The 23031-nt window shown below is 43.4% G+C and carries 23 protein-coding genes; 20 read left to right on the top strand and 3 right to left on the bottom strand.

What is annotated here, in order from left to right:
• The first annotated feature begins 4 nt into the window (after positions 1-4).
• The 15 genes from flgC to ACJVC5_RS02890 all read left to right on the top strand — a co-directional run bounded on the left by flgC (position 5) and on the right by ACJVC5_RS02890 (position 13537).
• Complete coding sequence (gene flgC, locus ACJVC5_RS02960; protein WP_408097896.1) at positions 5-445, top strand: flagellar basal body rod protein FlgC; 441 nt, start codon at positions 5-7, stop codon at positions 443-445.
• A gap of 11 nt (positions 446-456) precedes the next feature.
• On the top strand, positions 457-819 hold the full coding sequence (gene fliE / locus ACJVC5_RS02955) for a flagellar hook-basal body complex protein FliE (RefSeq protein WP_408097895.1): 363 nt from the start codon (positions 457-459) through the stop codon (positions 817-819).
• Positions 820-862: 43 nt separating this feature from the next.
• Complete coding sequence (fliF, locus tag ACJVC5_RS02950) at positions 863-2551, top strand: flagellar basal-body MS-ring/collar protein FliF (protein ID WP_408097894.1); 1689 nt, start codon at positions 863-865, stop codon at positions 2549-2551.
• Positions 2552-2562: 11 nt separating this feature from the next.
• A complete protein-coding gene (gene fliG / locus ACJVC5_RS02945; RefSeq protein WP_408097893.1) occupies positions 2563-3600 on the top strand; it encodes a flagellar motor switch protein FliG in 1038 nt (345 codons plus the stop codon).
• A 15-nt stretch (positions 3601-3615) separates the two neighbouring features.
• On the top strand, positions 3616-4419 hold the full coding sequence (locus tag ACJVC5_RS02940; protein WP_408097892.1) for a hypothetical protein: 804 nt from the start codon (positions 3616-3618) through the stop codon (positions 4417-4419).
• The gene (locus tag ACJVC5_RS02935) at positions 4412-5764 is read left to right on the top strand and encodes a FliI/YscN family ATPase (protein WP_408097891.1); all 1353 of its coding nucleotides are present in this window, start codon (positions 4412-4414) and stop codon (positions 5762-5764) included. Before ACJVC5_RS02940 ends, ACJVC5_RS02935 begins: the two co-directional genes overlap by 8 nt.
• 2 nt (positions 5765-5766) lie before the next feature.
• Positions 5767-6213: a flagellar export protein FliJ gene (gene fliJ, locus ACJVC5_RS02930; protein ID WP_408097890.1), complete on the top strand. Its 447-nt coding sequence runs from the start codon at positions 5767-5769 to the stop codon at positions 6211-6213.
• An 8-nt stretch (positions 6214-6221) separates the two neighbouring features.
• A complete protein-coding gene (locus ACJVC5_RS02925; RefSeq protein WP_408097889.1) occupies positions 6222-6752 on the top strand; it encodes a MotE family protein in 531 nt (176 codons plus the stop codon).
• 73 nt (positions 6753-6825) lie between these two features.
• A complete protein-coding gene (locus ACJVC5_RS02920; protein WP_408097888.1) occupies positions 6826-8172 on the top strand; it encodes a GAF domain-containing sensor histidine kinase in 1347 nt (448 codons plus the stop codon).
• Positions 8173-8297: 125 nt separating this feature from the next.
• Positions 8298-9548: a flagellar hook-length control protein FliK gene (locus ACJVC5_RS02915; protein WP_408097887.1), complete on the top strand. Its 1251-nt coding sequence runs from the start codon at positions 8298-8300 to the stop codon at positions 9546-9548.
• Positions 9548-10486, top strand: a complete 939-nt coding sequence (locus ACJVC5_RS02910; protein WP_408097886.1) for a flagellar hook assembly protein FlgD — start codon at positions 9548-9550, stop codon at positions 10484-10486. Before ACJVC5_RS02915 ends, ACJVC5_RS02910 begins: the two co-directional genes overlap by 1 nt.
• A 1-nt stretch (position 10487) precedes the next feature.
• Entirely contained in the window at positions 10488-10922 is a 435-nt protein-coding gene (locus ACJVC5_RS02905; RefSeq protein ID WP_321394617.1) for a TIGR02530 family flagellar biosynthesis protein, read from the top strand.
• A 140-nt stretch (positions 10923-11062) separates the two neighbouring features.
• Positions 11063-12346 carry a flagellar hook protein FlgE gene (locus ACJVC5_RS02900; RefSeq protein WP_408097885.1) on the top strand — a complete coding sequence of 428 codons (1284 nt, stop codon included), beginning with the start codon at positions 11063-11065 and terminating at the stop codon, positions 12344-12346.
• A gap of 115 nt (positions 12347-12461) precedes the next feature.
• The gene (locus ACJVC5_RS02895; RefSeq protein WP_408097884.1) at positions 12462-12779 is read left to right on the top strand and encodes a hypothetical protein; all 318 of its coding nucleotides are present in this window, start codon (positions 12462-12464) and stop codon (positions 12777-12779) included.
• Positions 12779-13537, top strand: a complete 759-nt coding sequence (locus ACJVC5_RS02890) for a hypothetical protein (RefSeq protein ID WP_408097883.1) — start codon at positions 12779-12781, stop codon at positions 13535-13537. Before ACJVC5_RS02895 ends, ACJVC5_RS02890 begins: the two co-directional genes overlap by 1 nt.
• Here ACJVC5_RS02890 and ACJVC5_RS02885 read toward each other — a convergent pair whose 3' ends face one another.
• Both ACJVC5_RS02885 and ACJVC5_RS02880 read right to left on the bottom strand, forming a co-directional pair.
• Positions 13538-13768, bottom strand: coding sequence for a ferredoxin (locus tag ACJVC5_RS02885; protein ID WP_408097882.1), 231 nt, complete (start codon positions 13766-13768; stop codon positions 13538-13540).
• A gap of 25 nt (positions 13769-13793) precedes the next feature.
• Entirely contained in the window at positions 13794-15275 is a 1482-nt protein-coding gene (locus ACJVC5_RS02880) for a peptidylprolyl isomerase (protein ID WP_408097881.1), read from the bottom strand.
• Between the two features lie 143 nt (positions 15276-15418).
• Here ACJVC5_RS02880 and mreC point away from each other — a divergent pair, with 143 nt between their 5' ends.
• Genes mreC through rodA form a run of 4 tightly spaced genes read left to right on the top strand, consistent with a single transcriptional unit; the run spans position 15419 to position 19951 of the window.
• Positions 15419-16312, top strand: a complete 894-nt coding sequence (gene mreC, locus ACJVC5_RS02875) for a rod shape-determining protein MreC (protein WP_408097880.1) — start codon at positions 15419-15421, stop codon at positions 16310-16312.
• Positions 16309-16845 (top strand): hypothetical protein, encoded by a 537-nt coding sequence (locus tag ACJVC5_RS02870; protein WP_408097879.1) that lies wholly within the window; start codon positions 16309-16311, stop codon positions 16843-16845. Before mreC ends, ACJVC5_RS02870 begins: the two co-directional genes overlap by 4 nt.
• Positions 16846-16847: 2 nt before the next feature.
• Positions 16848-18824, top strand: coding sequence for a penicillin-binding protein 2 (gene mrdA, locus ACJVC5_RS02865; RefSeq protein WP_408097878.1), 1977 nt, complete (start codon positions 16848-16850; stop codon positions 18822-18824).
• A 14-nt stretch (positions 18825-18838) separates the two neighbouring features.
• Entirely contained in the window at positions 18839-19951 is a 1113-nt protein-coding gene (gene rodA, locus ACJVC5_RS02860; RefSeq protein WP_408097877.1) for a rod shape-determining protein RodA, read from the top strand.
• A 98-nt stretch (positions 19952-20049) separates the two neighbouring features.
• Here the strand turns inward: rodA and ACJVC5_RS02855 are convergent, their stop codons facing one another.
• Complete coding sequence (locus ACJVC5_RS02855) at positions 20050-21564, bottom strand: hypothetical protein (RefSeq protein ID WP_408097876.1); 1515 nt, start codon at positions 21562-21564, stop codon at positions 20050-20052.
• Between the two features lie 140 nt (positions 21565-21704).
• On the opposite strand from ACJVC5_RS02855, the gene ACJVC5_RS02850 reads away from it, so the two are divergent.
• Positions 21705-22964 (top strand): phospholipase D-like domain-containing protein, encoded by a 1260-nt coding sequence (locus tag ACJVC5_RS02850; protein ID WP_408097875.1) that lies wholly within the window; start codon positions 21705-21707, stop codon positions 22962-22964.
• Positions 22965-23031: the final 67 nt, after the last annotated feature.

Here is a 23031-nt window from a genome sequence, read left to right as displayed (position 1 = left end):
TTAAATGGATCTACTTTCGAGTTTAAGAATTAGTTCCAGCGGTCTGGCCGCTCAACGTAAGAGGATGGAGGCCCATTCTTCTAACATCGCCAACGCTCAAACCACCAGGACTGCCGAAGGCGGTCCTTATCGTCGTAAAGAAGTTGTGTTCGGTTCAGAGCCGGCACGTGAGGCCTTTTCAGAAATTCTGGAAGGCGAGTTAGCAGAGAACGCTCAGACGGTTCACGCCACTGAGGTCGTTCACTCAGACAAAGTTGTTTATAAGCACGATCCTTCGCATCCGGATGCGAATGCTGAAGGTTATGTGGCCATGCCGGACATCAACCCTATGGTTGAGATGGCAAATATGATCGAAGCTCAAAGAGCTTATGAATCAAACGTTACTGCGATCAATACAACGAAGCAGATGGCGATGAAGACCCTTGAAATCGGTCGTGGGAACTAAGGGAATAATCTATGGCGATTAAAGACATTGGATCATTTCAACAAACTCTTGGTAATGCTGATGCCAGAGGCTGGAGCCGCAAAGTCGATCATGACATGTCGACTGGCTTTGATATTAAGGCCCCGGGACTTGAAGGCGGAAACGTTGAAGGTGGTAAAACTTTCGGTGAGTTTCTCCAGGACTCAATTGGCAAGGTAAATGCATTACAACAAGACGCGAACGTGGCGATGGAAAAGCTGGCAAGCGGCGAGAGCCAAAACTTGCATGAAACGCTACTCGCAGTTGAGAAAGCGGACATCGCTTTCAGAACGATGAACCAGGTGAGATCTAAAGTGCTAGATGCTTACCGCGAAATTATGAAGATGCAGATCTGATCAATAGGATGTTGATCGGTTGACATAGAATCAGGAGGATTCTTTGAACAATTTCTTCTCACAAACAGTGCAGAACTTTGTCGACTTCTTTAAGTCATTAGATATGACAAGAAGACTCGGTCTAATCGCTGTAGCAGGGCTCCTCCTTGCTTCAATGACTGGAATTGTTGTTTGGTCTAGTAAGACGGACTATAAGGTCCTTTATACTGATCTGACGAAAGACGATTCAGCGGTCATCGCGAGAATGTTAGAAGAAGGGAAGATCAACTATCAGGTTGCTGATGATGGTAAGACCATTAAAGTTCCAGAGGACCAGGTTGAAATCTGGCGTTTAGAGATCGCGAAGAAAGGTGTTAACTTCACAGGAACTGTTGGTTACGAAGTTTTCGATAAACAAGCTTTCGGTACAACTTCATTTGTTCAAAAAATCAATAAACAGCGCGCCCTTGAAGGTGAGTTGGTTAAGACCATCATGCACATCAAAGGTGTAACACGCGCTCGTATTCACTTGTCTATCCCGGAGCATTCTCCATTCGTGTCTGAAAGAAAGCCACCTAGTGCTTCAGTCGTTTTAGATGTTGAACGTGGTGTAACGATGACTGGTGACGAGATCAAGGGGATCCAGTCTCTCGTAAGTTCATCAGTAGATGGCATGCGTTCACATAACGTTGTGGTGATTGATTCTCGCGGTAAGAAGCTTTCTGAGAACGATGGTGACAACATGTCGACGGAGACCGCTAACCGCATCGCTCTTGAGACCAAGTTAAACTCACAGTATGAAAAGAAAGTGGAAGAGATCCTTTCACGTGTAATCGGTGAAGGTAAAGTGATCGCGAAAGTGGCGATCAAGATGGATTTCACTGAGAAAGTTGAAACTCAAACAACTTATGACTCAGAAAACGCGGCGGTGGTTTCTGAAGTTCGTAACGAGCAAAAGATGGTAGGGGTTCGTCCTTCTCCACAAGGTATTCCTGGTGCTCGTTCTAATCTTCCAGGTGAAGCTCCTCAGCCGGGCATTCCTGAGACCCGTAATGATGTAGATAAGTCTCTTGTGACTCGTAATATGGCCGTTCCTACGGTGGTAACGAAGTCAAAGAAGCCGACTGCTGAAATCTCAAATATGTCAGTGGCGGTGATGGTTGATGGTAAGAAGGTTCCGGTTCTTGCGAAAGACGGAACTCCGATGGTGAATGAAGATGGCATTCCGGTGACGAAATATCAGGCATGGTCTGAGGAAGAGCTACAAAACTTCCAGGCGATCGTAGGTTCTGCCCTTGGTATTAACCAGACTCGTGGTGACAAGCTTGTTATCAAGAACATGGAATTTGCCAAAGAAGATCTGTCAGAAATGGAAGCCATCATGAGAGCTCGTGAAAACCGCGAGTTAATGAAAAACATCACCAAGTACCTCATGATCGGTGCTATCATTTCATTATTCTTCTTCATGGTAGTTCGTCCTTTCATCCAGTGGCTTACAGAGAACTCTGTTGAGTCAATTGAGGACTTCCTGCCTAAGACAATTGAAGAACTAGAGAAGATCCAGGCCAATCAACGCCTGCCAGGTTTAGAGGATGTGTTGCCTTCGATTGAAGACAAGCTCAACCCGGAAAAGATTGAAGGGAACATGCTCCGTGAGAAGATCATCTCTCTGGTTGAGCAGAACCCAGGAAAAGCGGCCCAAGTGGTGCATGAGATGATCCACGCTGCTGACACGAATAAAGAAATCGCTTAAGGAGTACGTTTGTGGCCGAAGAGAATAAATCATTAGAACCTGATGTGCAGTATGCGCTTCTATCAGGTCAGGAAAAAGCAGCGATTTTGCTTTCTGCTTTGGGCCCCACTACGACTAAATTAATTTTCAAACATATGAAAGACAATGATGTTAAGCGTATGATTAACACCATGTCGTCACTTTCTAAATCTCCTATCTGGATGGTGAAGAGAGTTCTGGAAGAGTTCTATTCTGCGATCAACGAGGACGCCGAACTTCTATTCTCTGAAAACAAAGGCCGCGACTTTATCCTTGGTACTCTAGGTGAAGATCGTGCGAAACAACTTCTCGGTCAGATCGTTGATGTTGGCAACTCAAATACACTTGAATCGCTGGAGCTTGTGGACACAAGAACTCTTGCGAACTTCCTTATTAACGAACACCCACAAACCATCGCTCTTATCTGTGCTCACTTGCCGGTTGAGAAGAAGGTGGACGTGCTTCGTAAGCTTCCAGAAGGTCTACAGGCGGAAGTTGTTCTACGTGTGGCGAACCTCGACTTCGTTTCACCGGAACTTATCGCCCAGCTTGATGATGTTCTTAAAACCGAACTTTCAACTCTTGGTTCGATTGATACACAACAACTTGGTGGTATCGAACCGATCGCCGATATGCTTAACCTCATGGATAAAAACTCTGAGAAGAACATCATGGCGAGAGTGGAAGAGAAAGATCCGGAACTTGCAGAAGAAATCCGCAAACTCATGTTCGTATTCGAAGACGTTATCTACGTGGACGATCGTGGTATTCAGGAACTTCTCAAGATTGTGGACAACCAGAAGCTCGTTATTGCGCTTAAAACGGCCCCTGACGATGTTAAAACCAAGCTCTTCAAGAACATGTCGAACCGTGCGGCCACGCTTCTCAGAGAAGATCTGGACGCTATGGGGCCTACGAAGATTTCCGATGTGGAGAAGGCCCAGCAGGAAATCGTTCAGCAGCTTAAAGACCTTGAGGCCAAAGGTAAGGCGATTATTTCTCGTGGTGGTGAAGGCGACGCGTTCGTCTAATAGAGGATCGGATAAATGCAAAAGTATCGTGACGCTGAAATTAAGCCCTTTTCGTTTACTGACCTTAAGTCCACTCATGTGGTGTCGCAGACTCAATTCCAGTCTTTCGAGTTTAAGACCCTCTCTGGCGAGTCTGTAACGGCAACCAAAGTGTCTGAAGAAGAAATTCGTTCGGAACGTAAATTCGCCAAAAACAATAATTTTAAAATTGATGAATTGGTAAAAGACTATCGTGGTCTTTCTCGCCAGGAACAAACCGATCTTGAACAAAAAATTCAAGAAGAAGTGAAACGTCGTCTTGAGGCCGCCTATCAGGAGGCCTATCAAGAAGGTCTTGAAAAAGGCCGCGCAGAAGGTAAAGAAGAGGCCTTAAATGAGTTTCATGAAGTTCTCGGACAACGAGTAGAGGAGTTTGGCCAGGTGGTTGCTCAGGTGCAATCGCAATCAGACAAGATCCTTGAAAAGAACCGTTCTGAAGTTTATGAGTTCATCAAGCGCTTCACGAAGTGGATCGTTCTTAAAGAGATCAATGAGAAAGTTTATCTTGAGAACCTACTTGAGAAACTTGTGCTTGAACTCAATGCCCGAAAAAATCTTATCGTAAAAGTTGGCCGTGCTAACTTTTCTCAAATGCCGGAAGTGATCCAGACAGTGGAAGCTCGTCTTGGACAACTGAGCAACGTTCGTATTGAAATCGTTCCTGAAATTAATCACCCTGGAATCATTCTAGAATCGGAAAACGGTCTTATTGATGGTTCTCTTGAAGGTGTTTTCCAGAACATCGACAAGATCTTTGAACAGGTCCTGAAGCATGAGTGATGGATTGGGCCTCGATAAAATCCTTCGCCACATTGAAAACCGTATTCCCTATGAGAAGATTGGCAAAATTATCTCCAGCCGCGGGATGGTGTATGAAGCATCAGTTCCTCGTGCTGTTCTGGGATCTAACGTAGAATTTATCGCTGAGAACGGCGAGAGCTCGCTTGGTGAAGTGGTGGCCATTAACGGCTCAAACTGTATGGTGATGCCATACAATGAAATCTCAGGCATTAACTCAGAAACAAAAATTCATTTAAAAGAAATCGTAACTGAAATCCGCATCTCTCCTAATATGCTTGGGCGAGTGATTGATTTTCAAGGAAATCCTCTGGATAACAAGGGTCCGATTGAAGGCCCTTATGAGAAGCGTTCAATTTTCGGAACTCCTCTGAATCCACTTGATCGTCCACCTATTCGTGAGGCCCTTGATACCGGGATCAACTCGATTAACTGTTTTATCACGGCCGGTAAGGGCCAGCGTCTGGCGATTATGGCCGGGTCTGGTGTGGGTAAGTCAGTTCTAATGGGAATGATTGCCAAGAACACCAATGCCGACATCAGTGTGATTGCTCTGATCGGTGAACGTGGTCGTGAGGTATTAGAGTTCATTCAATCCGACCTTGGTGAAGAAGGACTTAAGCGCGCCGTGGTTGTTGTGGCGACATCTGATACTTCAGCACTCATTCGTATGAAGGCCGCTTATACTGCTACAACGATTGCTGAATACTTCCGTGACCAGGGCCAAGATATTCTTCTGATGATGGACTCAATCACGCGTTTTGCGATGGCAAACCGTGAGATCGCTCTTTCGACTGGTGAACCTCCAGGTCAGAAAGGTTATACACCTTCAGTGTTTGCGAAACTTCCGAAACTCATGGAACGTGCTGGTACTAAAAAAGGTGCGGGCTCCATCACCGGTATCTATACCGTACTTGTGGAAGGTGGTGACATGGATGAACCGATCGCAGATGCGGTACGGGGTATTTCAGATGGTCACATTGTTCTTTCACGACAGCTTGCGGCCCGAAACCATTTTCCGGCGATTGATGTTCTTGCATCCATTTCCCGGGTCATGACCAAAGTTGCGACTAAAGAACACAAGATTGTAGCAAGTCACTTACGTGATCTACTTGCTGCTTATAAAGAGTCCGAGGACCTTATTACAGTGGGTGCTTACGCTCGTGGATCAAATCCTAAAGTAGATAAGGCCATTGTCATTTACGATGATCTGATTGCACTTCTTCGTCAGCAGATTGAAGAATCATTTACCATTGATGAACTCTTCGACCGTATGCTGGAAATCGCTCGTAAAGCAGAGAAGGCGACGGATCCAAACTTTAGATAATTATGAAACGTTACCAATTCCGGCTTGATCCGGTCTTAAAAGTCCGAAAACTAAAAGAAGAAAACTGCCGGATGGAGTTGGGGCAACTTATTACGGAACTCAATCGCATTGAGGACCAGCTGGCCCATGATCGTGATCAAATTGACAACTATTATAAGATTCAAGAAGGCGGTTTGAAAAACGGCATGAGTGGAAGTCAGTTGCAGGCCTTCCCAATGTTGATAGCCGCAAAAAATAAAAACCTGGAGCTTCTGGAAAGAGATAGAAGACGTCAGGAACAGAAAATCGCGGATAAAAAACAGGAACTCGCACAACTCAGAGGGGACCTCAAAGTGATGGAGAACCTGAAAGAGAAGGACTACGAGCAGTATCGTAAGGCCTTGAACAAAGAAATCGACCAAAAGGTCGAAGAACAAACACAAAATTGGTTAAATCATAAAGATAAATAGGACCTCGTATGAAAGCTTTCTTAATTCTCCCACTTCTATTTGGAGCAGCTTCTGCCTTGGCACAGGTGAAGAAAACCTACACCGAGGAAGACTTTGTTAAAAAGGTGAATGAGGAAGTTAAAAAGAAAGTGGACGTGATCAAGAACAAGTCCGTGTCTGATCTCACCAAAGAAATCCTGGATAAAGAAGAGAAAGTCAGACTTCGTGAACTAGAGCTTCAGAAGCGTGAAGATTCTTTGAAGGTCTCTGAAAATGATCTTGGTAAAAAATACAGCGAGTTTGAGGCCCGTCAAAAGGCCTTCCTTGGTTGCGTGAAACGCAATGATGAAGAAGCAAAGGCCAGAGTAGGGCAGTTGGTTGACCTCATTTCTAACATGAAGCCGGAAAAAGCTTCAGATGTTCTTTCGATTCAAGACCCAGATGTGGCAGTTCAAATTTTGCAGAACATTGATACGAAGAAGGCCTCTAAGATTTTCAACTTCATGGATAAAGAAGTATCGGCCAAACTTCAGAAGCAATATCTTCAGATGAAGAAGTAGTCTAGTCTTTAAATCCGCATAGACTTAGCGCGTTTCCTTGTCATAGGCACTTGTCTTTTGAGACAATGCGTTTATGAATTCGAATAATGACTCCGAAATTCTCAATTTATTAAGGGACATTTCTAAAACCGATCAAACGGTCTTGGGATATGACTATCTAACGACTGTTACCGGAAAGATAGGTGAGGCCCTTGGGGTGGAGTATGTTTTAGTTGGACGCTCCACAGATGAGAATCTTTATCGCATCAAAACCGATGTGGCCTGGAGTCGCACTAAGGGCATTATTCCTAATTTTGAATATGATCTGTCCGGTTCACCCTGCGAGTATGTGATCACTGGAAATCGTGTCTGTGTTCATACCGAAGATGTGGCCGCTTCCTATCCGGATGATCCACTTTTGGCGGAAATGGGAATCCACGGTTACGTTGGTGCTCCCATAATCAAGAAAGATAAAGGTCTTACCGGCCTTATTGTCGCCATGGATACCAAGGTCATTAGTGATCAGGAGAAGGACCGAATTGCGGCCATTCTTGAGTTCTTTGGAAGCAGGATCGCTCTGGAGTATTTTAGAGTCGATGCGGAAGAGAAGCTTAAGCAATTGAACGAAATGCTTGAATCAGAAATTCAAGTGCGAACGATCAAATTAGTGGAGGCAGAGAGAGAACTCCGTAATCAAGAAAAACTCGCCAATCTAGGTATGGTCACGATGGGCGTGGCCCATGAGTTAAAAAATCCTTTCAATCTCATTCATGGCTCTTCGGAAATTATTCAGAACACGATTGAGAAGTATTTCGCTGAAACGAAGAGCATTGATAAACACACTGGCAACGCCTTCGAAAAAATTAAGAAGGCGAGTGAGCTTTTATCGAAGCAAATTCTCATCGCGAATCAATCTCTGGATACACTCTTAAAGCAAGCACGTACCGGAGAACTTCATACACATAATATGTCTTATGATCTTCCGGAGGTGGTGGATTATTGTCTCAATAATTCTCTTCACCGCTTTGAAGAATATGACTTCATCACGTCTATTGAGTTCGTGAAAAATTATGATTCTATTTTCGTGAAACTGGCCTCTCTTGAGGCCTTTGAGAAAGCATTGGAAATTTTCTTCGATAACTCTCTTTATGCTCTTTTGGAGAAGAAACAAAAGTCTCCTCCTGGATATGTTCCGCAATTAAGTGTCACCACTCATAGCTACGAAGATCATCCCACTCTCATAATTCGAGACAATGGAGTAGGGATTCCAGAGGACATTCGTCATCGTCTAGGCCGTCCTTTTGTGAGTTCGAAGCCCAGAGGCAGAAGTACTGGTCTAGGAATCTACCTCGCCAGTATTTTTGTGGAAAAAAACTGTGGAACCCTTACCTTCGATTCAGTTCATGGTGAGTACACCGAGATCAAAATGGTGCTGAAGTAGCCCTTAAAAGGGCAATTTTTGCCGTTTTAATATTTCCCCTAAAGGTTTTGGAATATATTGCCCGGCTTCAAAAACATGGAAGAAGTGTGGAATAATTCTCATAGGACCACTTATTAGGGAATGAAATGATTCAGGCTCCACAATCTAAACCAATCGAAACAAAAGCTCAGAGAGCTGATGTATCGAACAAAGCGCAGAAGGACGCTAATGTTGCTGAAGGCACATTAGAGGCCCAGATCTTCGTTAGTGAGTTAGAGGCGAGCATGGCAGATACTGCTGAAGTGAGGCCGGTAGAAGTAACGGCCGAGCAGATGCTTGAAATGCCTTCTTCATTAATTAACCAATCCGGCTCAGTAGAGTCGACCTCTCCGAAAATCTTTGATCCAGCGATGACCAAAGGTGTGGAGAAATTAAACCATCCAAAAAATTCAGAAGTATCTCCAGAAGTTCAAAAGCTTGATGCTGAAGTTCTTAAACTTGTTCAAGCGGGCAAGATTGAAGTGCCGGTTGAAGCACAACTTCAGGAAGCAGTGGAAGTTAAAGAAGAGATCGCGAAGGCGATGCTTAAGACTCCACAAGTGGCCGAAGGTGCAAAACCAGTTGCTACTGGTCGCGCTCCTGCGATTGATTTCGCAAAAAGCGAAGTTGATCCTCAGCTAATGAATATGGAAGATTTCGTTGCTCAGAAGAATCTTGCAACGAAGAAGGCCGTTCCAAATGCTTACGGCATGAAGACACTTCCGGCTCAGCATCAGAAAGTTGCCTTAGAATCTGGTCTTAAACAGACTCAGATCGTGAAAGAGGCGGCTCTTCCTGAGGCAGGTTCTTCTTCAGTTAATTCTCAACAGTTCATCTTAAATATGATGAACGAGCAGAAGGGCGCGCCGGTGTTAAATGAGACTCAGGCCGCTCCAAAAGTTTTCGATATGAATCAGGTGAAGACATCTAATCCTGATCAGATCATTAATCAGATCACTGATTACGTGGTTCAGGCCAAGGCCGCTAAAGAACCAACTGTTAATATGCGCGTGAACCATGAGGAACTAGGGATGATCGATATCACAGTTTCTAAGGTAGGCGCAAATCATGAGTCAATCGCCGTGAATATCGGTACTCACTCAGTGGATGGTAAGAACTTCTTCCAACAAAACTCAAAAGATCTTTTCTCGCACTTAACAACTGCGGGTCTTAACGTTGCTGACCTGAAAGTGGAAACTCCAACACAGACAGCGAAGAACGATTTTGATTTCGGCTCTCAATCTGGCAGAAACCAGAGTGGAGCGGATAAACAGTTTGGCTCTGAACAAAATCAGCGTCGACATGAGTCTGAGCGTCGTCAGGACCTCTGGAAACTTCTTAACCAGGAAGCTGCCTAATGCCTGAAATTGGACGTCCAGTAACTCCACAACAAATGCAGTATCAGCAGGTCACTATGGGCCCAAAAAGCCTTGGTGGTCAAAAGTCCGAGAAACAGATTCGTGAAGACATCATCAATAAGGCCACTGGTTATAAGCCTAAGAACGAATTGTTCAAAGAAGGCCCACATAACCAAATGGGTAAAGATGAGTTCATGAAGCTTTTAACTTTCCAGCTTCAGAACCAAGATCCAATGAATCCAATGGATCAAAGTAAGTTCACGGGTGAACTTGCTCAGTTCTCGCAACTAGAGCAGTTAACAAACTTGAACAAGAAGTTTGATGAAGGGAACAAGAACCAAGGCATTCAAGATAAGTTCTATGCCGCTTCGTTCATTGGTAAAAAAGTTGTAACGAATGGTTCATCAATTAATCTAAAAAATTCCGGCGATCCGGGAGATGTTCTTTTCAAACTCGATGGTGATTCGGCCAAAGTTATGGTGCGAATCCTTGATGAGAAAAACAACGTGATGGGCGAGATCTGGAAAGACGGAATGTCTTCTGGCTCACATCAGGTCACATGGGACGGTGTTGCTCTTGATGGTTCACCGGCCGTGAAAGGAACTTACCGTGCTCAAGTGAAAGCTTGGGACCACATGGGTAATGAAGTAGGAACAAGAACTGAAGCAACTGGTACTGTTCAATCAGTAACATTTGATGAAGGTGAACCTGTTCTTACAGTGAATGGTCAGAAAGTATTTTTAAGAGATGTGAAGAGCTTTCACACTGCTGAAACTCAAACACATTTTTCGAATAGTAATGCTGAACAGGCAACAAATTCCGGCTTGTCGGGGCAAGATGGTTCGATACAATTTAATAATAACGCATTTGGTGCGAAAAGTGTTCCGACTCAGCAAGCGATGAACGCTTACGAAGAGAACACAGGAATTTACGATTAGTATGAGTAAGGTGAATTCATTCTTAATCCCTAACGTTTCGTCGCTACCTTCTGATGTTCAGAAGGCAGAAAAAACGAACGCCTTAAAGCAAGGGGAGAAGAGCGAGTTCAAAGGTCTGGTAGACCAGCTTTCTCAGCAAGACCTTCGTCAACCGCAGGTCACTGAAAAGCAAGTTGGCCATGATGTGAATGTTTCAACTCATGCAATGAAAAGATTGCAGGAGAGAAATATAGAGCTTGATGGAAATGAGTACATGAAGCTTAAAGAAGCGATCAGTAAGTTACGTACGAAGGGCGGTCACGATTCACTCGTGATTACAAACAAGGCCGCTTACGTCGTTGATGTGGACAAGAACACGGTTGTAACGGCCGTAGACAAGAACAACATGAACGAAAACGTTTTTACTAAAATCGATTCGACGATATTTATGATGTAAATCGACTTAGGAGTGAGTCGAGAAACATAGGTAGTTATAATATTAATTTGGATTGAGGTTGGCTGGTCCTTTTCTGGAAGCCATTGGTAGAGAGCCCGTTGTGCTCGAAACCCCTCGCCAGGAGTCTAGGAGGGACAGGTATGAGTATTCTATCATCTTTTAACATTGGTGTTACTGGTCTAAATGCTGCGGGCCAATCAATGGGCGTAATCGGTGACAACATCGCCAACGCTGGTACACACGGTTTCAAATCTTCTCGTGCTGAATTCCAAGACATGCTTGCCAACTCTCTTAAAGGGATCGATGGCGGTGACCAAATGGGTTCTGGTACAAAACTAGCTCACATCACTTCTCAATTTACTCAGGGTACAGTTGCTCGTACTCAAAACATTACTGACCTTGCCATCAATGGTAACGGCTTCTTCGTCGTAGATGCACCATTCGGTAAAGGTTACACTCGTGACGGTGCTTTCCACTTCGATAAAGAAGGCTTCATGGTCAACGGTGATGGTTACAGAGTTCAAGGTTTCCAACCGGACGAAAAAGGTAACATCACAAACAAACAAGGCGCGATCAAGCTAGGTAACACTAACATCGCTGCTACTCCAACTTCAGAAATTAAAATGTCGATGAACCTTGATTCACGCGACGGTATTAAAGTGTTCGATCCAAAGAACCCTGATAAAACTTCTAACTTCAATACTTCAGTAACTGTTTACGATTCAGTTGGTACTGCTCGTCTAGTTACTCTTTATTTCAACAAGCAAGCTGACGGCGCTACATGGGAATACCATGCTATGGTTGACGGTGCTGATGCTGCTAACGGTGTTCCGGGCCAGATGCAGGAAATGGCAAATGGTAAATTGAAGTTCAATCAGAAAGGTCTTCTTGAAGAAGAAACTCCGGGAATGAACTCTTTCAACTTCAATAAAGGCGCTCTTCCTAACCAGCAAATCGCTCTTAACTTTGGTTCTTCGATTAAAGAAGGCGGTACTGGACTTGATGCTGCTACTCAGTTCGGTTCTAAATCATCTGTTGCTCGTCACTCTCAAGACGGTTCATCAGCTGCGACACTTGCTTCTATGTCGTTCAATGATGACGGTGTTCTTACAGCGGTATATGACAACGGTGTTCAACGTGAACTTGGTCAAGTTGCAGTTGCTAAATTCGAAAACAACGAAGGTCTTTTCAAAACAGGTAAAAACCTTTTCAAAGAAACTCGTAAATCAGGTCAAGCGGCCCTTGGTAAACCAGGCTCTGACGGCCGCGGTGAAGTTCTTGCTAAGTCGATTGAACAGTCTAACGTTGATATCGCTCAAGAGTTTATCGCTCTAATGGGTGCTCAACGTAACTTCCAAGCGAACACAAGAACGATCACAACATCTGACCAGATGTTACAAGAAGTTCTTAACATCAAGAGATAATAGCTAATAACTAACTCTTAGATATAACTCCTAGTTTTCTCTATACTCCAGAAGGGGCAACCTCACGGTTGCCCTTTTTTATTTCCCCGGTAAGATAAATTTATCAGGGGAATTTATGCCAACACTACTTTTAGCTCTTCTTTCACTTTCAGCTTTTGCCTCATCACTTCCAACAAATGGTATGTACCGTTGTGTGAATGGAAACAACGAAAGCATTTGCGATCAAAAGGTGAGAGTCACCAATCAAGGTCAAATCACGATTCTAAAAGTGACTTACGAAGGTTACTGCAATGGCCAGGGCCCATATCTTTATGCTTGTGACGGTAGTGTTTGCACGGATGGTGCCATCAGAATCACACCGAAGGATGAGAACCATTACTATTGGGAAAATCTGAGCTACGGCTTTTACTGTGATATGGAGAAATCTATCTAATGCGCTTTTTACTTTTATTGTCCCTGATGTCCCTTACTTCTTGTTCATCTTATATTCGCACTGTTGGTACTCGCATGATTTCTCCTGAGACCCACGGTAAACTTGGTAGTGGAGCACTCGAGGCCCGCCTACAGGCCACGAAATATGATCGTCTGGATTTTGATAATGATGAAATAGACAATGCAGTTGATCGCGATTCAACTCCTTACACACTGGGTGGGTTAGGGGAACTCGGACTTTTTCGTCGCTTAGATATTTTTGCCATGCCTTCAACGGTGATCACACCAACATTATTAGGGGCCAAGTTTCAATTTATTGGAAATCCTCGTTTGGAAGCAAAGAAGGGGAACTTTTCGGCCTCAATTCTTCTCGCGACCGGTTCTAAGACCACTCATAATGATGATTCAGATTCACTGGATGATTTTTTCAGCGGAAATATTGAAAAGCTTTCGACTAAAATTAAACACAACGAAGTGGGTCTGATCGCCGGTTATCGCTGGCAGGACAAACTTCTTCACTATGTGAACGTGAACTATTTTCGAATGGATCTAAATGGAAATGTGACGACTGATGGTGGAGGACTCGATAATGCGCGTTTTGAGCTTCATCAGGACGGCATGCTCTATTCAACCGGGCTGCTCTATTACTTTGCCAAGGCCCACGTGAAATTCGATTACACGTACTTCACTTCTGACTGGACCCATACCCAGAAACAAACTGTGAACTCGTTAAATGCTGCTTTAGGATTTGACTGGTAATTAACCGTTATTTCCGATGGCCTCAACTGGACAAGCTGCAAGCGCGTTTTCAGCGTCTTTCATTTCTTCCGGAGTTGTAGGCTGGAGTTTAACGTAGGCGTGGCCATCATTATCGTTCATGGCGAAGAACTTTGGAGCTTCTACACAGCAGGCGTCGCACGCAATACAAGAATCATCCACGTAGTATTTACCAGGAATGTTGTCTTTAAAGCGTGCGTTTTTGTCTGCCATAATGTCCTCTTTTGAGGACCCTAAATTACATCAAAGACGGGTTTGTGACAACCTTTGCTTTGTTGTTCATTGTTTTGATCAATTCCTCGCGAACCTTTCTCGAGAATAGCTGATTTTGAGAGGCCACTTCTGCTTTTAGCTTTTCCGCTGGAACTTCCGCACCCTTAGAGTCCTTAGAAACCACTTTTACCAGGAAGATGGTGCCAGGGTTACCGAAATTCAGGATTGTACCAGGAGCTGCCTTGAAAATTTTATCCGCTTCTGCTGGAGCAAGAGTCGTTTGAGCAAGCGATTGATCATACTGGTTAACTTCTGTGTTTTTGAAAACTGTGCCATCAACTTTTTTGGCCAGGGCCTCAACTTCGGCCATATCACCTTTATTTAGGGCGGCCTCAAGAGAATCAGAAGTCGATTTTAGAAGTTTATCCAGGTCAGAACCCTTAGTTTTTTGAAGGGCCATCTGGGCAAGTTCATTCTTAACAGAATCAAGTGATTTTGTTTCAGCGGCTTTTTTATCTTCCACCATGATGATGTGGTAACCGAATTGGGTTTTTACAGGTTCAGAAATCTCACCCTTATTCATTTTGAAAGCAACAGTTTCGAATTCCGGAACCATGCGACCAGCAGCGAACCAACCAAGGTCACCACCGTTGGCCTTACCTGTTGGATCTTCAGTTTCCTTCTTAGCGATGTCCGCAAAGTTCTTAGTATTAACCTTCGCTTTGATGGCCTTGATTTTATCTAGGGCCTTAGCATCTTCACCCTGAATCAGGATGTGACGGGCCTTAACTTCTTCTGGCTTATTGTATTTAGAGAAGTTTTCAGTGTAGGCAGTTTCCAGAGACTTTTGGTTTTCTGGTTTCGCTAGGTAATCTTTAATTTCTTGTTCAGAAACAGTCACCATCGGGGCCAGGGCCTGACGGCTAAGCTTAATTCCTTGAACGGTAACGATGTTGTTTTTGAATTTCATTACGTCTTGAACGAAGTTCTCAGAAACCAGAGTCGAGTTGAAAAGCTCATCAACTTTCTTTTGCTTTAAGTCATTGGCCACTAGTTCTTCGAATTGAGTTGGAACATATCCATTGCCTTGCAGCATATTTCTATAAAGGGCAACGTCGAATTGGTTATTGGTTTTGAAGTAAGGCATAGACTTAATCTCGTTCTTCACTTCATCCAATGACACAACGAATCCCATTTGGTCGGCCGTATTCAGGATAAGTTTTTGTTGAATCAGACCATTTAGCACAGATTGCTTGATGCCCATTTCTTCAAGTTGTTTTTGAGTCATGCCTTGGCCACCCATCATCTGATTAAAGAATTCAACCTGGCGAGTAAGCGCCGTTTGGTATTCTTTAAGAGAAATTGGAGTGCCGTCCACAGTTGCTACGTTTGATGATGTTCCCAGAGAGAAACTTGTAAAGTTAGAGAACAAAAAACTCGCTGTGATGATCAAAAAAATGAACGTCAAAATAAAATAAGACATCTTGCTCGCAAATGCGTTTTTCATGGGGTTCCTTTGAACGTAATAAATGCAAGTTATTTTATCGGGGAAGGGCGGGTATGGTCAAAGACTTTATCTCGAAACTTCGTTGGCATCGGGCACCGATTTCGTTTACTCTTAAGGGATAAGTTTAAATAGAGGTCTGTAGCTTGAAACTAATCCAAGAGTCTTCAAAGACTAAAATTGTCAATAATCTCATTGTGGGTGTTCTTGCGATTTATGGCATTTCGCAAAAACAATTTAACCTCGGTGAGCCCTCGCTTTTTCATCAGATTGTGACGGAAGTTATCTCTCCAGTTCAGGAAGGTCTTGCGAGCTCGAAGAAGAACCTTTCTTCTCTTTGGGACAACTACCTTTCGATCGTGAACACGAGTAAAGAAAACACCGTTCTTAAAAAACAAATTTCGCGTCTTGAAAGTGACCTGACTTTCATGGAAGAGATGCGTAAAGAGAACCTTCGACTGAAGCGCTTGTTGAATTTCTCTGACGAGAAAGAACACACTCGCGTTCTGGCCCAGGTTGTTGGTTGGGACTCTGCCAACGAATTTAAAGTGATTCGTCTGAATAAAGGAACTCGTCACGGCATTAAGCCAATGTCTCCAGTGATCACTGATCACGGTCTCGTGGGTTACGTTTACCGCGCGACTGATAACTATGCTGACGTGCTTACGATTCTCGATCAGAACAACCGTGTGGATGTTGTGGTTGAAAGAACTCGTACACACGGAATCATCGAGGGTGTTCTGAACTTCAAGTGTGCGCTTAAGTACATCATGAGAAACGAGCAAGTAGAGGTGGGAGATAAGCTCATCACTGCTGGTGTGGGTGGTATTTATCCTAAAGGCATCAAGGTCGGGATGATCACAAGCATTGCTAAAGAAAATTTCGGAATGACTCTTTCAATTGAAGTTGTTCCAAGTGTTGATTTCGACAAATTAGAAGAAGTTCTGGTGCTGACTCCGGTTGAAGGTGTTCAGGCGAGCATTGATCCAGCTGCAGCTCCTGCTCAAGTAGCCGCTCCAGCACAGGAGAAGAAAATATGAGAATGAGTATCTCTCAATTGTTAATTTCATTCGCGATTTCAGTCGCGATGCTGATTGGTTTTGAAATCGTGACGTCAACTATCCTTCCCGCGTTGGGGTGGACTGAATATCGTCTGACTTTCAACGTTCTGTTTATCCTGTTCCTTGCGATCCGTTTAAATTCAGCGGCCGTGCCTTGGATGATTATGGGTCTTCAGATCGTTCACTCAATCTTCTCAATTGAAGGTTGGGCATTGGGAACATTGGCAGGGCTCATCGTGATGATGTCAGCGAATTACCTGAAAGAGCTTCTTCACCTTACGACAGCAGTGATGACGATGGTCACTGTGCAGTTCTTCCAATTCGTTTGGTATCTCACTGTGACAGTTGTGATCTGCCTTAAAATCTCGAACTTCGATAAGTTCGGAATGATTCTTTGGAGTTTCATTCCAGGTAGTATTCTTCTTTCACTTATTTCTCCAATTCTTTTCTGGGTATTGGAGCAAGTATGGCGTGTTCCAAGTGACCGCGGTCCTGCAGGAGTTGAAATTTAGTTATGTTCGGTGAAGAAGAACTGGTCAAAATACATAAAGAAAGAGCGGCGCTGATTTCTTATATCATCACTGCTGCCTTTGGTTTGGTGCTTGCGCGCCTGTGGTACCTTCAGGTCTACAAGGGTGAAACACTTCACAACTATTCCATCCAAAACCGTCTTCGTAAGGAAGTAGTGTGGGCACCTAGAGGTCTCATTTACTCCCGTGATGATCAGTTACTTGTGGATAACATCCCTCGATTCGATGCGATCCTGACTCCGCAGTTCTTGATGGATAAGGAAGAAACTCTAGGAAAGCTATCTAAGATGCTTTCAATGGACATCGAGTCGATCAACACTATTTTAAAGAAAAACTCAAACCAGGCGAAGTATCGTCCTATCATCGTTAAAAAGAACATCTCATTTGGAGAGTTGGCGCAGATTGAAACTCAAAACGCTGACCTTCCAGGTGTAAGCGTTGATACATTCATTTCACGTGAGTATCGCGATAAAGAAATCGGTGCCCACTTACTTGGTTACATTTCTGAGATTTCTCAGACTCAGCTTCCAAAACTTCGCGAGCGCGATCATGCTGATTATCGCCTGGGCGACTTCATCGGTCAGTTCGGTATTGAAGAACAATTAGATAAATACCTTCGTGGTGAAAACGGACACGAGTTCGTGGAAGTGGATGCCCGAGGTAGAAGAAAGCGCTACATCAACACTGATAACCTGTTTAAAGGAATTGAAGACGAGAAGCCTCTGTCTGGTATGAATGTGAAACTCACAATCGACCGTGACATGCAGATTGCTGCTTTCAATGCTCTTCAGGACAAAGTCGGTGGTGTGATCGCGATTGACATTAACTCTGGTCAGGTTCTGGCGATGGTGTCTCGTCCAAGTTTTGATCCTTCTCAGTTCTCAAGAGGTTTAACGCCTGAGTATTGGAGAAGTCTTGTGGGTAACAAAGAACACCCACTACGTGACCGTAACATTCAAGAACATTTTTCACCAGGTTCAACTTTCAAGGCCATCACTGGTATCGCCGCTTTTGAAGAGGGTGAAATTGATGAGAACACTGAAGTAAATTGTGGTGGTTCATTCCGTTTAGGTCGTAAGGTCTATCACTGTTGGAAGAAAGAAGGTCACGGGCCAACGAATCTTGTGAAAGCGATTCGAGAGTCTTGTAACGTTTACTTCCAGAAGGCCGCGAACCGCATGGACATTGATGCCATTTCAAAATACGCGAAGGCCTTTGGTCTTGGTGCTAGAACAGGTATCTCACTTCCACGTGAAGTATCAGGTTTGATCCCGACTAAAGAATGGAAGAAGAAGAGATTCGGACAAGAGTGGCAGGCAGGGGAAACTCTGTCGTGTGCCATCGGTCAGTCATACGTTCTGGCCTCTACGATTCAGCTTGCAACAGCTTATGCAGCGATCGCCAACGGCGGAAAGATCTATCGTCCGTACGTTGTGAAAGATATCTACGATACTCAAGGTGAACTGGTTAAGACATTTACTCCGGAACTTCTTTCTTCGTTTGAAATGAAGAACCCGAAGACTTTGAAGTTTATTCGTGAAGGTCTTTTCCAGGTTGTGAACAGCCCGAAAGGAACTGCGTTTTATCGTCGTGGTCAGGGTATCTTGATGGCGGGTAAGACAGGTACGTCGCAGGTGAAGAGTGCTTCGGCCGATAAGGTTTATGCGAAATGTGAAAACATGGACTATGAATCTCGTCACCACGGTCTCTTTGTAGGTTTTGCTCCGGCGGACAATCCGAAGATCGCAGCTGCGGTAATCGTTGAGCACGGATGTCACGGTTCAAGTGCCGCAACTCCAGTTGCTGAAGCAGTGATTACTCAGTACATGAAAAAATATCATCCTGATCTCTATTTACAGAACTTAGAGAAGGACAAAGAAATTAGAGACAATTGGGTGAAGTCTCTGCGCGCGGCCCAGCCAGCGAAACCTAAACCAGCAGCTGAACCTGCTGAAGAATAAACGGAGCTCTTGTTTTGAATCAGACGATACTGCAATTTTTAAAACGATATGATTTCAGCTTCATCGGAAGTATGGCCGCCATCTTCCTGGTTGGAGTGCTGAATCTTTATTCTTCAACTCACGCTGACGTGGCGGCCGGACTCGATGCTCTTTATCAATCACAGATTGGTTGGTTCATCCTGTCTGTTTGTGTTGCGATCGGTATTAGTTTTTTGAACCCAAAAACATTTGAGCGTTTTTCTTACGTTGGTTACGTGGGAACTTTGTTTCTCGTGTTCCTGGTTCTTTTGATGGGTAAAGTAGGGATGGGTGCTCAACGCTGGCTTGTGATTGGGCCAATCCGTATGCAGCCGTCTGAGTTCATGAAAATGGGTCTGGTGCTTGCCCTTGCTCGTTACTTCACGAAAGTGAATCCAGAAAGACAACTTGGCTTCAAAGATTTGATTATTCCTGGCCTTATTATGGGTATCCCGGCAGTGATGGTTATTATTCAGCCGGACTTAGGTACCGGAATGCTTCTGGTGTTCATCTTCTCACTTATGATTTTTTATAAGCGTCTTAAGTGGAAAACGATTACCACTCTCGGAGTCATTGCGGTGGTGTCCGGAGTCTTGATGTATAACTTCGGTCTTCGCGAGTATCAGAGAAAACGTATTCACACGTTCATTGATCCGTACGAAGATGCAAAAGGTTCTGGTTACAACGCCATTCAGTCCGAGATTGCGATTGGTTCAGGAAGACTTTTTGGTAAGGGGTTTAAGAACTCTTCTCAAGCGTCCCTTAACTACCTTCCAGAAAACCATACCGATTTCGTGTTCGCGATCTTCAATGAAGAGCACGGCTTCTTCGGTTCGGTGTTCTTGATTATTCTGTATCTCGTTTTCTTTATGAGGCTTATCTGGCTGGCCACATCCGTGCAGAGGTTTTACGACTCTGTACTCGTGGTAGGTATTATGGCGATCTTCTTCTGGCACACGTTTATTAACATGGCGATGGTGTCCGGACTTCTGCCGATCGTGGGTATTCCATTACCACTTATGAGTTACGGGGGATCGAGTATGCTCACCTTCGGTGTGGGGGTAGGGATGGCGACGTCGGTTTCCAACAGTCGAAACTTCTTCAACTAAAAATTCTAAGGGCTCCGCAAGGGGCCCTTTTTTTTGACTCACTTCCACTTCGACGTCGAAGTAAACCTTAAGATGAATTTCCCTTTTATTTATTGAGATCAATAATGTAATTCGCAGTCCATAGTACCTTTGAATTTTCCTTTCTCATCTTTAACATCTTTTGGGGTAATTTTTTTCTCAATCTGATCAAATTCATTACCGGGACCATATTTGTCGCCTTTAACCATAAAACTTCCAGATTCGTAGACAAATGTGGCATCTGATAAACCATCATATTTAAATTTATATCCAACGTAAGGTAACTCAAAAGCATGCAAATTGATCCAAGCATTCTTGCCCCAAGGTCCTTCTCCTAATTCACTCCATTCTCCATTTGTACTCTTTGCTTCGTATAAGAAAACGAATTGATCGATGGGATGACAAAATGCTTTGATAAAATTGCTCTCAAATTTTGTCGAAACATTATTGGTATCAACAAATGTAGAGTTAATTTGATTGATATTTTCTGGCAGTATTTCGAGTACGGCTTTTCCAATGATTTTTGACTTTGAATCGGGAGCTAAATAAAGCGGATAGCTAGTTTCCATCTTTTGGAGTTCTGCTGTTGAGCATGTCGCTTTAATATTTAATTCTGAAGGATAACGGCTTCTTAGACTTTGAAATGAGGATTTGTTTTCTGGTTTTATACAAACTGCTGAATCCTTTAAAACAAATTGAGATTTTAAGTTCGGAGAGTCATTCAAATGGACACTATGTATTTCAGTGAAGGCAGTTGATTTGATGTCTTCAAAAGAAGCAGGTGAAAAACACTCTTGTCTTCCTTCATAGTATATTGTACCTCTTACCATCTCTTCTTTTAGATCAGAATTTAGGATGGTTATTTTCTCATCTTTTAAATCATTTTCATTAACATTCACAATTCTGGAATGCACTTTCTGAATTCCATCCTGTTCTTTTGTTCTAAAAAAGAATTCATACTGACCCGGACCCATTTCAATTTGAGTTTTTTCATTTACATCTAAGTAATCAATTGCTTGATCGACCAGTTCAATAGAGACACCTTTATGGCCCTCTAATGAAAACTCTATTGTCTTAAAATTTTTAGGATAAAAAATTTCATATTTATTATTGCCTGGGACAAGTTTAATTGAATGTGAAGTTAGCTTTCGAGTTGGTTTATTCACTGTAAATTTTGTTCCTGGTTTCACTTTTATAACCTGTCTTTCATAAGACTTTGTGTAAACCGTAATGACCGATGGACGTGTGATGTTCTTGAACTCAAGTATTTGAGTTCCTTTACTCATTGAGCTAAAAGTTTTTGATTGGCCCTTTAAATGAAAAAAACCTTCGCCAACACTTTTATCAGAAGTAATGTAAATACGATTAGAAACTTCAGCCCTTGCTTCGAAAGTATATTTGAAGTTACAGGTTTGGCTGTGGATTTTACATTCACCTATATTTGAGATTGTATTGAGAGGAGAGCAATGTCTATTTTCAGGCTGAATCTCTAAATGTGGTGGTAGGAAATTTACAAACACTGGCCAATTCTCGGATTGGGAGAAAGTGATATTTGAATATAGAAGGATCAAAAGCACTGAGAAAAAAATGTTCATAATACTACCTTGTTGAATTTCTCATTTTCCAAAACAATCTCCTGGCGGGGTAGTTAAGAATTCTTATATTCAAATAATGAATACTTATGGCCCTAAACTTATTCCTTAAATATCCGATAAGCCTACATGGGTATTCTCACATGAATTGGCCTAAACACATTCATCTGACCCTCATCGCGCTCTTATTTGCGTGCTCATCAGCTCTAGCCGAAGAAGTTTCGTTACTCTTAAATCGTCTGCAGGCCCAAAGCGTTCGTGAGCAAATGATCATGAATGAGAAGAAGTTCCTCTATCTCAACACTTATCTCTTCGATCTCGATGACTTCGGACAAAAAACCATCGGTCTTCTCGTAGATGCCGCTCGACGTGGCGTGAAAGTCACAATGGTCGTAGATGGAATCGGGAAGGGAGTGACCTATCATTCAGCAGTGGTGGAAGTGCTGAAGAAAAACGGCATTGATGTTAAAGTCTACAATCCGAAAATTCGTCATCTTCCAGAAATCAATAATCGAAATCACCAGAAGGCACTTATCGGTTCTGAGGCCGTCATTATCGGCGATCGAAATATGACCGCGAGTTACTTTAAACGTAAGGCACCCACAAACTACATCAGCGCTGAGATGAAAATCACTGGAGAGGCAGCTGATGAGGCCAGACAAACATTCGTGAATCTATTGGCCAAAGCAGAGGTCAAAAATCCTGTTACCATTGTGACCAACGCCGAAATTGATCTGGCCACAAAAGACGTAGAGGGATGGATCACTAAGGCAAAGAAGGAACACATTAAACCTGGTAAGGCCTTCACTGCAAAACCAGAAGAAGTTAAATACATTGCCGATCTTCCTGACATTAAAAAACAGGCCGGTATTCATCGAGAGATTCTCAAAATGCTCAATGAGGCGAAGACCTCGATTGATATCATGAATCCATACGTTCTTCTGACAAAGGAATTCAAAGACACACTTGAAAAAGCACTCGATAGAGGAGTGAAGGTCAGAATTCTTTCTAACTCAAAAGTTTCAAATGACGTTTATCTGATGGGAGTTGCCTGGGACGCTCGTAAAGAAGAACTGGTCAAAATGGGAATTGAGACCTTCGAGCTAAGGCCTAAGCACTTTATTCACGCTAAAACCATTGTCGTCGATAACGAGAAAGTTTTCGTCGGAAGTTTCAACATGGATCCTCGATCGCAAAACATCAATCTTGAGAACGGTGTGATTGTGAAAGACAAAGGGATGGCGGAGAAAATCTCAACTCACAATACCCGCATACAAAAATACTTTATGGACAAGGTAGAGGTAGTAAACCCGAAGAAACTCTCTCTGAAAGACGCCGTCAAACACTGCACGAAAAAAAGTTTCTATAAGCTCATCACGAAGGCATTCGAACCGGTTCTCTAGTCCCAATTGTACATTTCCCAAACACTGCCATCAGAAACTGTCTAAAACCTAGACAGATTTCACCCTT

The sequence above is a fragment of the Peredibacter sp. HCB2-198 genome (assembly GCF_045999315.1).
Classification (GTDB): domain Bacteria; phylum Bdellovibrionota; class Bacteriovoracia; order Bacteriovoracales; family Bacteriovoracaceae; genus Peredibacter.
This window is presented reverse-complemented; position numbering and strand designations above follow the sequence as displayed.

Bases quoted from the DNA above. Each gene is read 5' to 3' on its own strand.
- ACJVC5_RS02870 (WP_408097879.1), top strand. From the start codon at position 16,309: ATGAGAATGAGTATCTCTCAATTGTTAATTTCATTCGCGATTTCAGTC.
- ACJVC5_RS02935 (WP_408097891.1), top strand. From the start codon at position 4,412: ATGAGTGATGGATTGGGCCTCGATAAAATCCTTCGCCACATTGAAAAC.
- ACJVC5_RS02885 (WP_408097882.1), bottom strand. From the start codon at position 13,768: ATGGCAGACAAAAACGCACGCTTTAAAGACAACATTCCTGGTAAATAC.
- ACJVC5_RS02890 (WP_408097883.1), top strand. From the start codon at position 12,779: ATGCGCTTTTTACTTTTATTGTCCCTGATGTCCCTTACTTCTTGTTCA.
- ACJVC5_RS02940 (WP_408097892.1), top strand. From the start codon at position 3,616: ATGCAAAAGTATCGTGACGCTGAAATTAAGCCCTTTTCGTTTACTGAC.
- ACJVC5_RS02925 (WP_408097889.1), top strand. From the start codon at position 6,222: ATGAAAGCTTTCTTAATTCTCCCACTTCTATTTGGAGCAGCTTCTGCC.
- fliE (WP_408097895.1), top strand. From the start codon at position 457: ATGGCGATTAAAGACATTGGATCATTTCAACAAACTCTTGGTAATGCT.
- ACJVC5_RS02895 (WP_408097884.1), top strand. From the start codon at position 12,462: ATGCCAACACTACTTTTAGCTCTTCTTTCACTTTCAGCTTTTGCCTCA.
- ACJVC5_RS02855 (WP_408097876.1), bottom strand. From the start codon at position 21,564: ATGAACATTTTTTTCTCAGTGCTTTTGATCCTTCTATATTCAAATATC.
- ACJVC5_RS02910 (WP_408097886.1), top strand. From the start codon at position 9,548: ATGCCTGAAATTGGACGTCCAGTAACTCCACAACAAATGCAGTATCAG.
- flgC (WP_408097896.1), top strand. From the start codon at position 5: ATGGATCTACTTTCGAGTTTAAGAATTAGTTCCAGCGGTCTGGCCGCT.
- ACJVC5_RS02905 (WP_321394617.1), top strand. From the start codon at position 10,488: ATGAGTAAGGTGAATTCATTCTTAATCCCTAACGTTTCGTCGCTACCT.
- ACJVC5_RS02850 (WP_408097875.1), top strand. From the start codon at position 21,705: ATGAATTGGCCTAAACACATTCATCTGACCCTCATCGCGCTCTTATTT.
- ACJVC5_RS02900 (WP_408097885.1), top strand. From the start codon at position 11,063: ATGAGTATTCTATCATCTTTTAACATTGGTGTTACTGGTCTAAATGCT.
- ACJVC5_RS02880 (WP_408097881.1), bottom strand. From the start codon at position 15,275: ATGAAAAACGCATTTGCGAGCAAGATGTCTTATTTTATTTTGACGTTC.
- ACJVC5_RS02915 (WP_408097887.1), top strand. From the start codon at position 8,298: ATGATTCAGGCTCCACAATCTAAACCAATCGAAACAAAAGCTCAGAGA.
- fliJ (WP_408097890.1), top strand. From the start codon at position 5,767: ATGAAACGTTACCAATTCCGGCTTGATCCGGTCTTAAAAGTCCGAAAA.
- mrdA (WP_408097878.1), top strand. From the start codon at position 16,848: ATGTTCGGTGAAGAAGAACTGGTCAAAATACATAAAGAAAGAGCGGCG.
- ACJVC5_RS02920 (WP_408097888.1), top strand. From the start codon at position 6,826: ATGAATTCGAATAATGACTCCGAAATTCTCAATTTATTAAGGGACATT.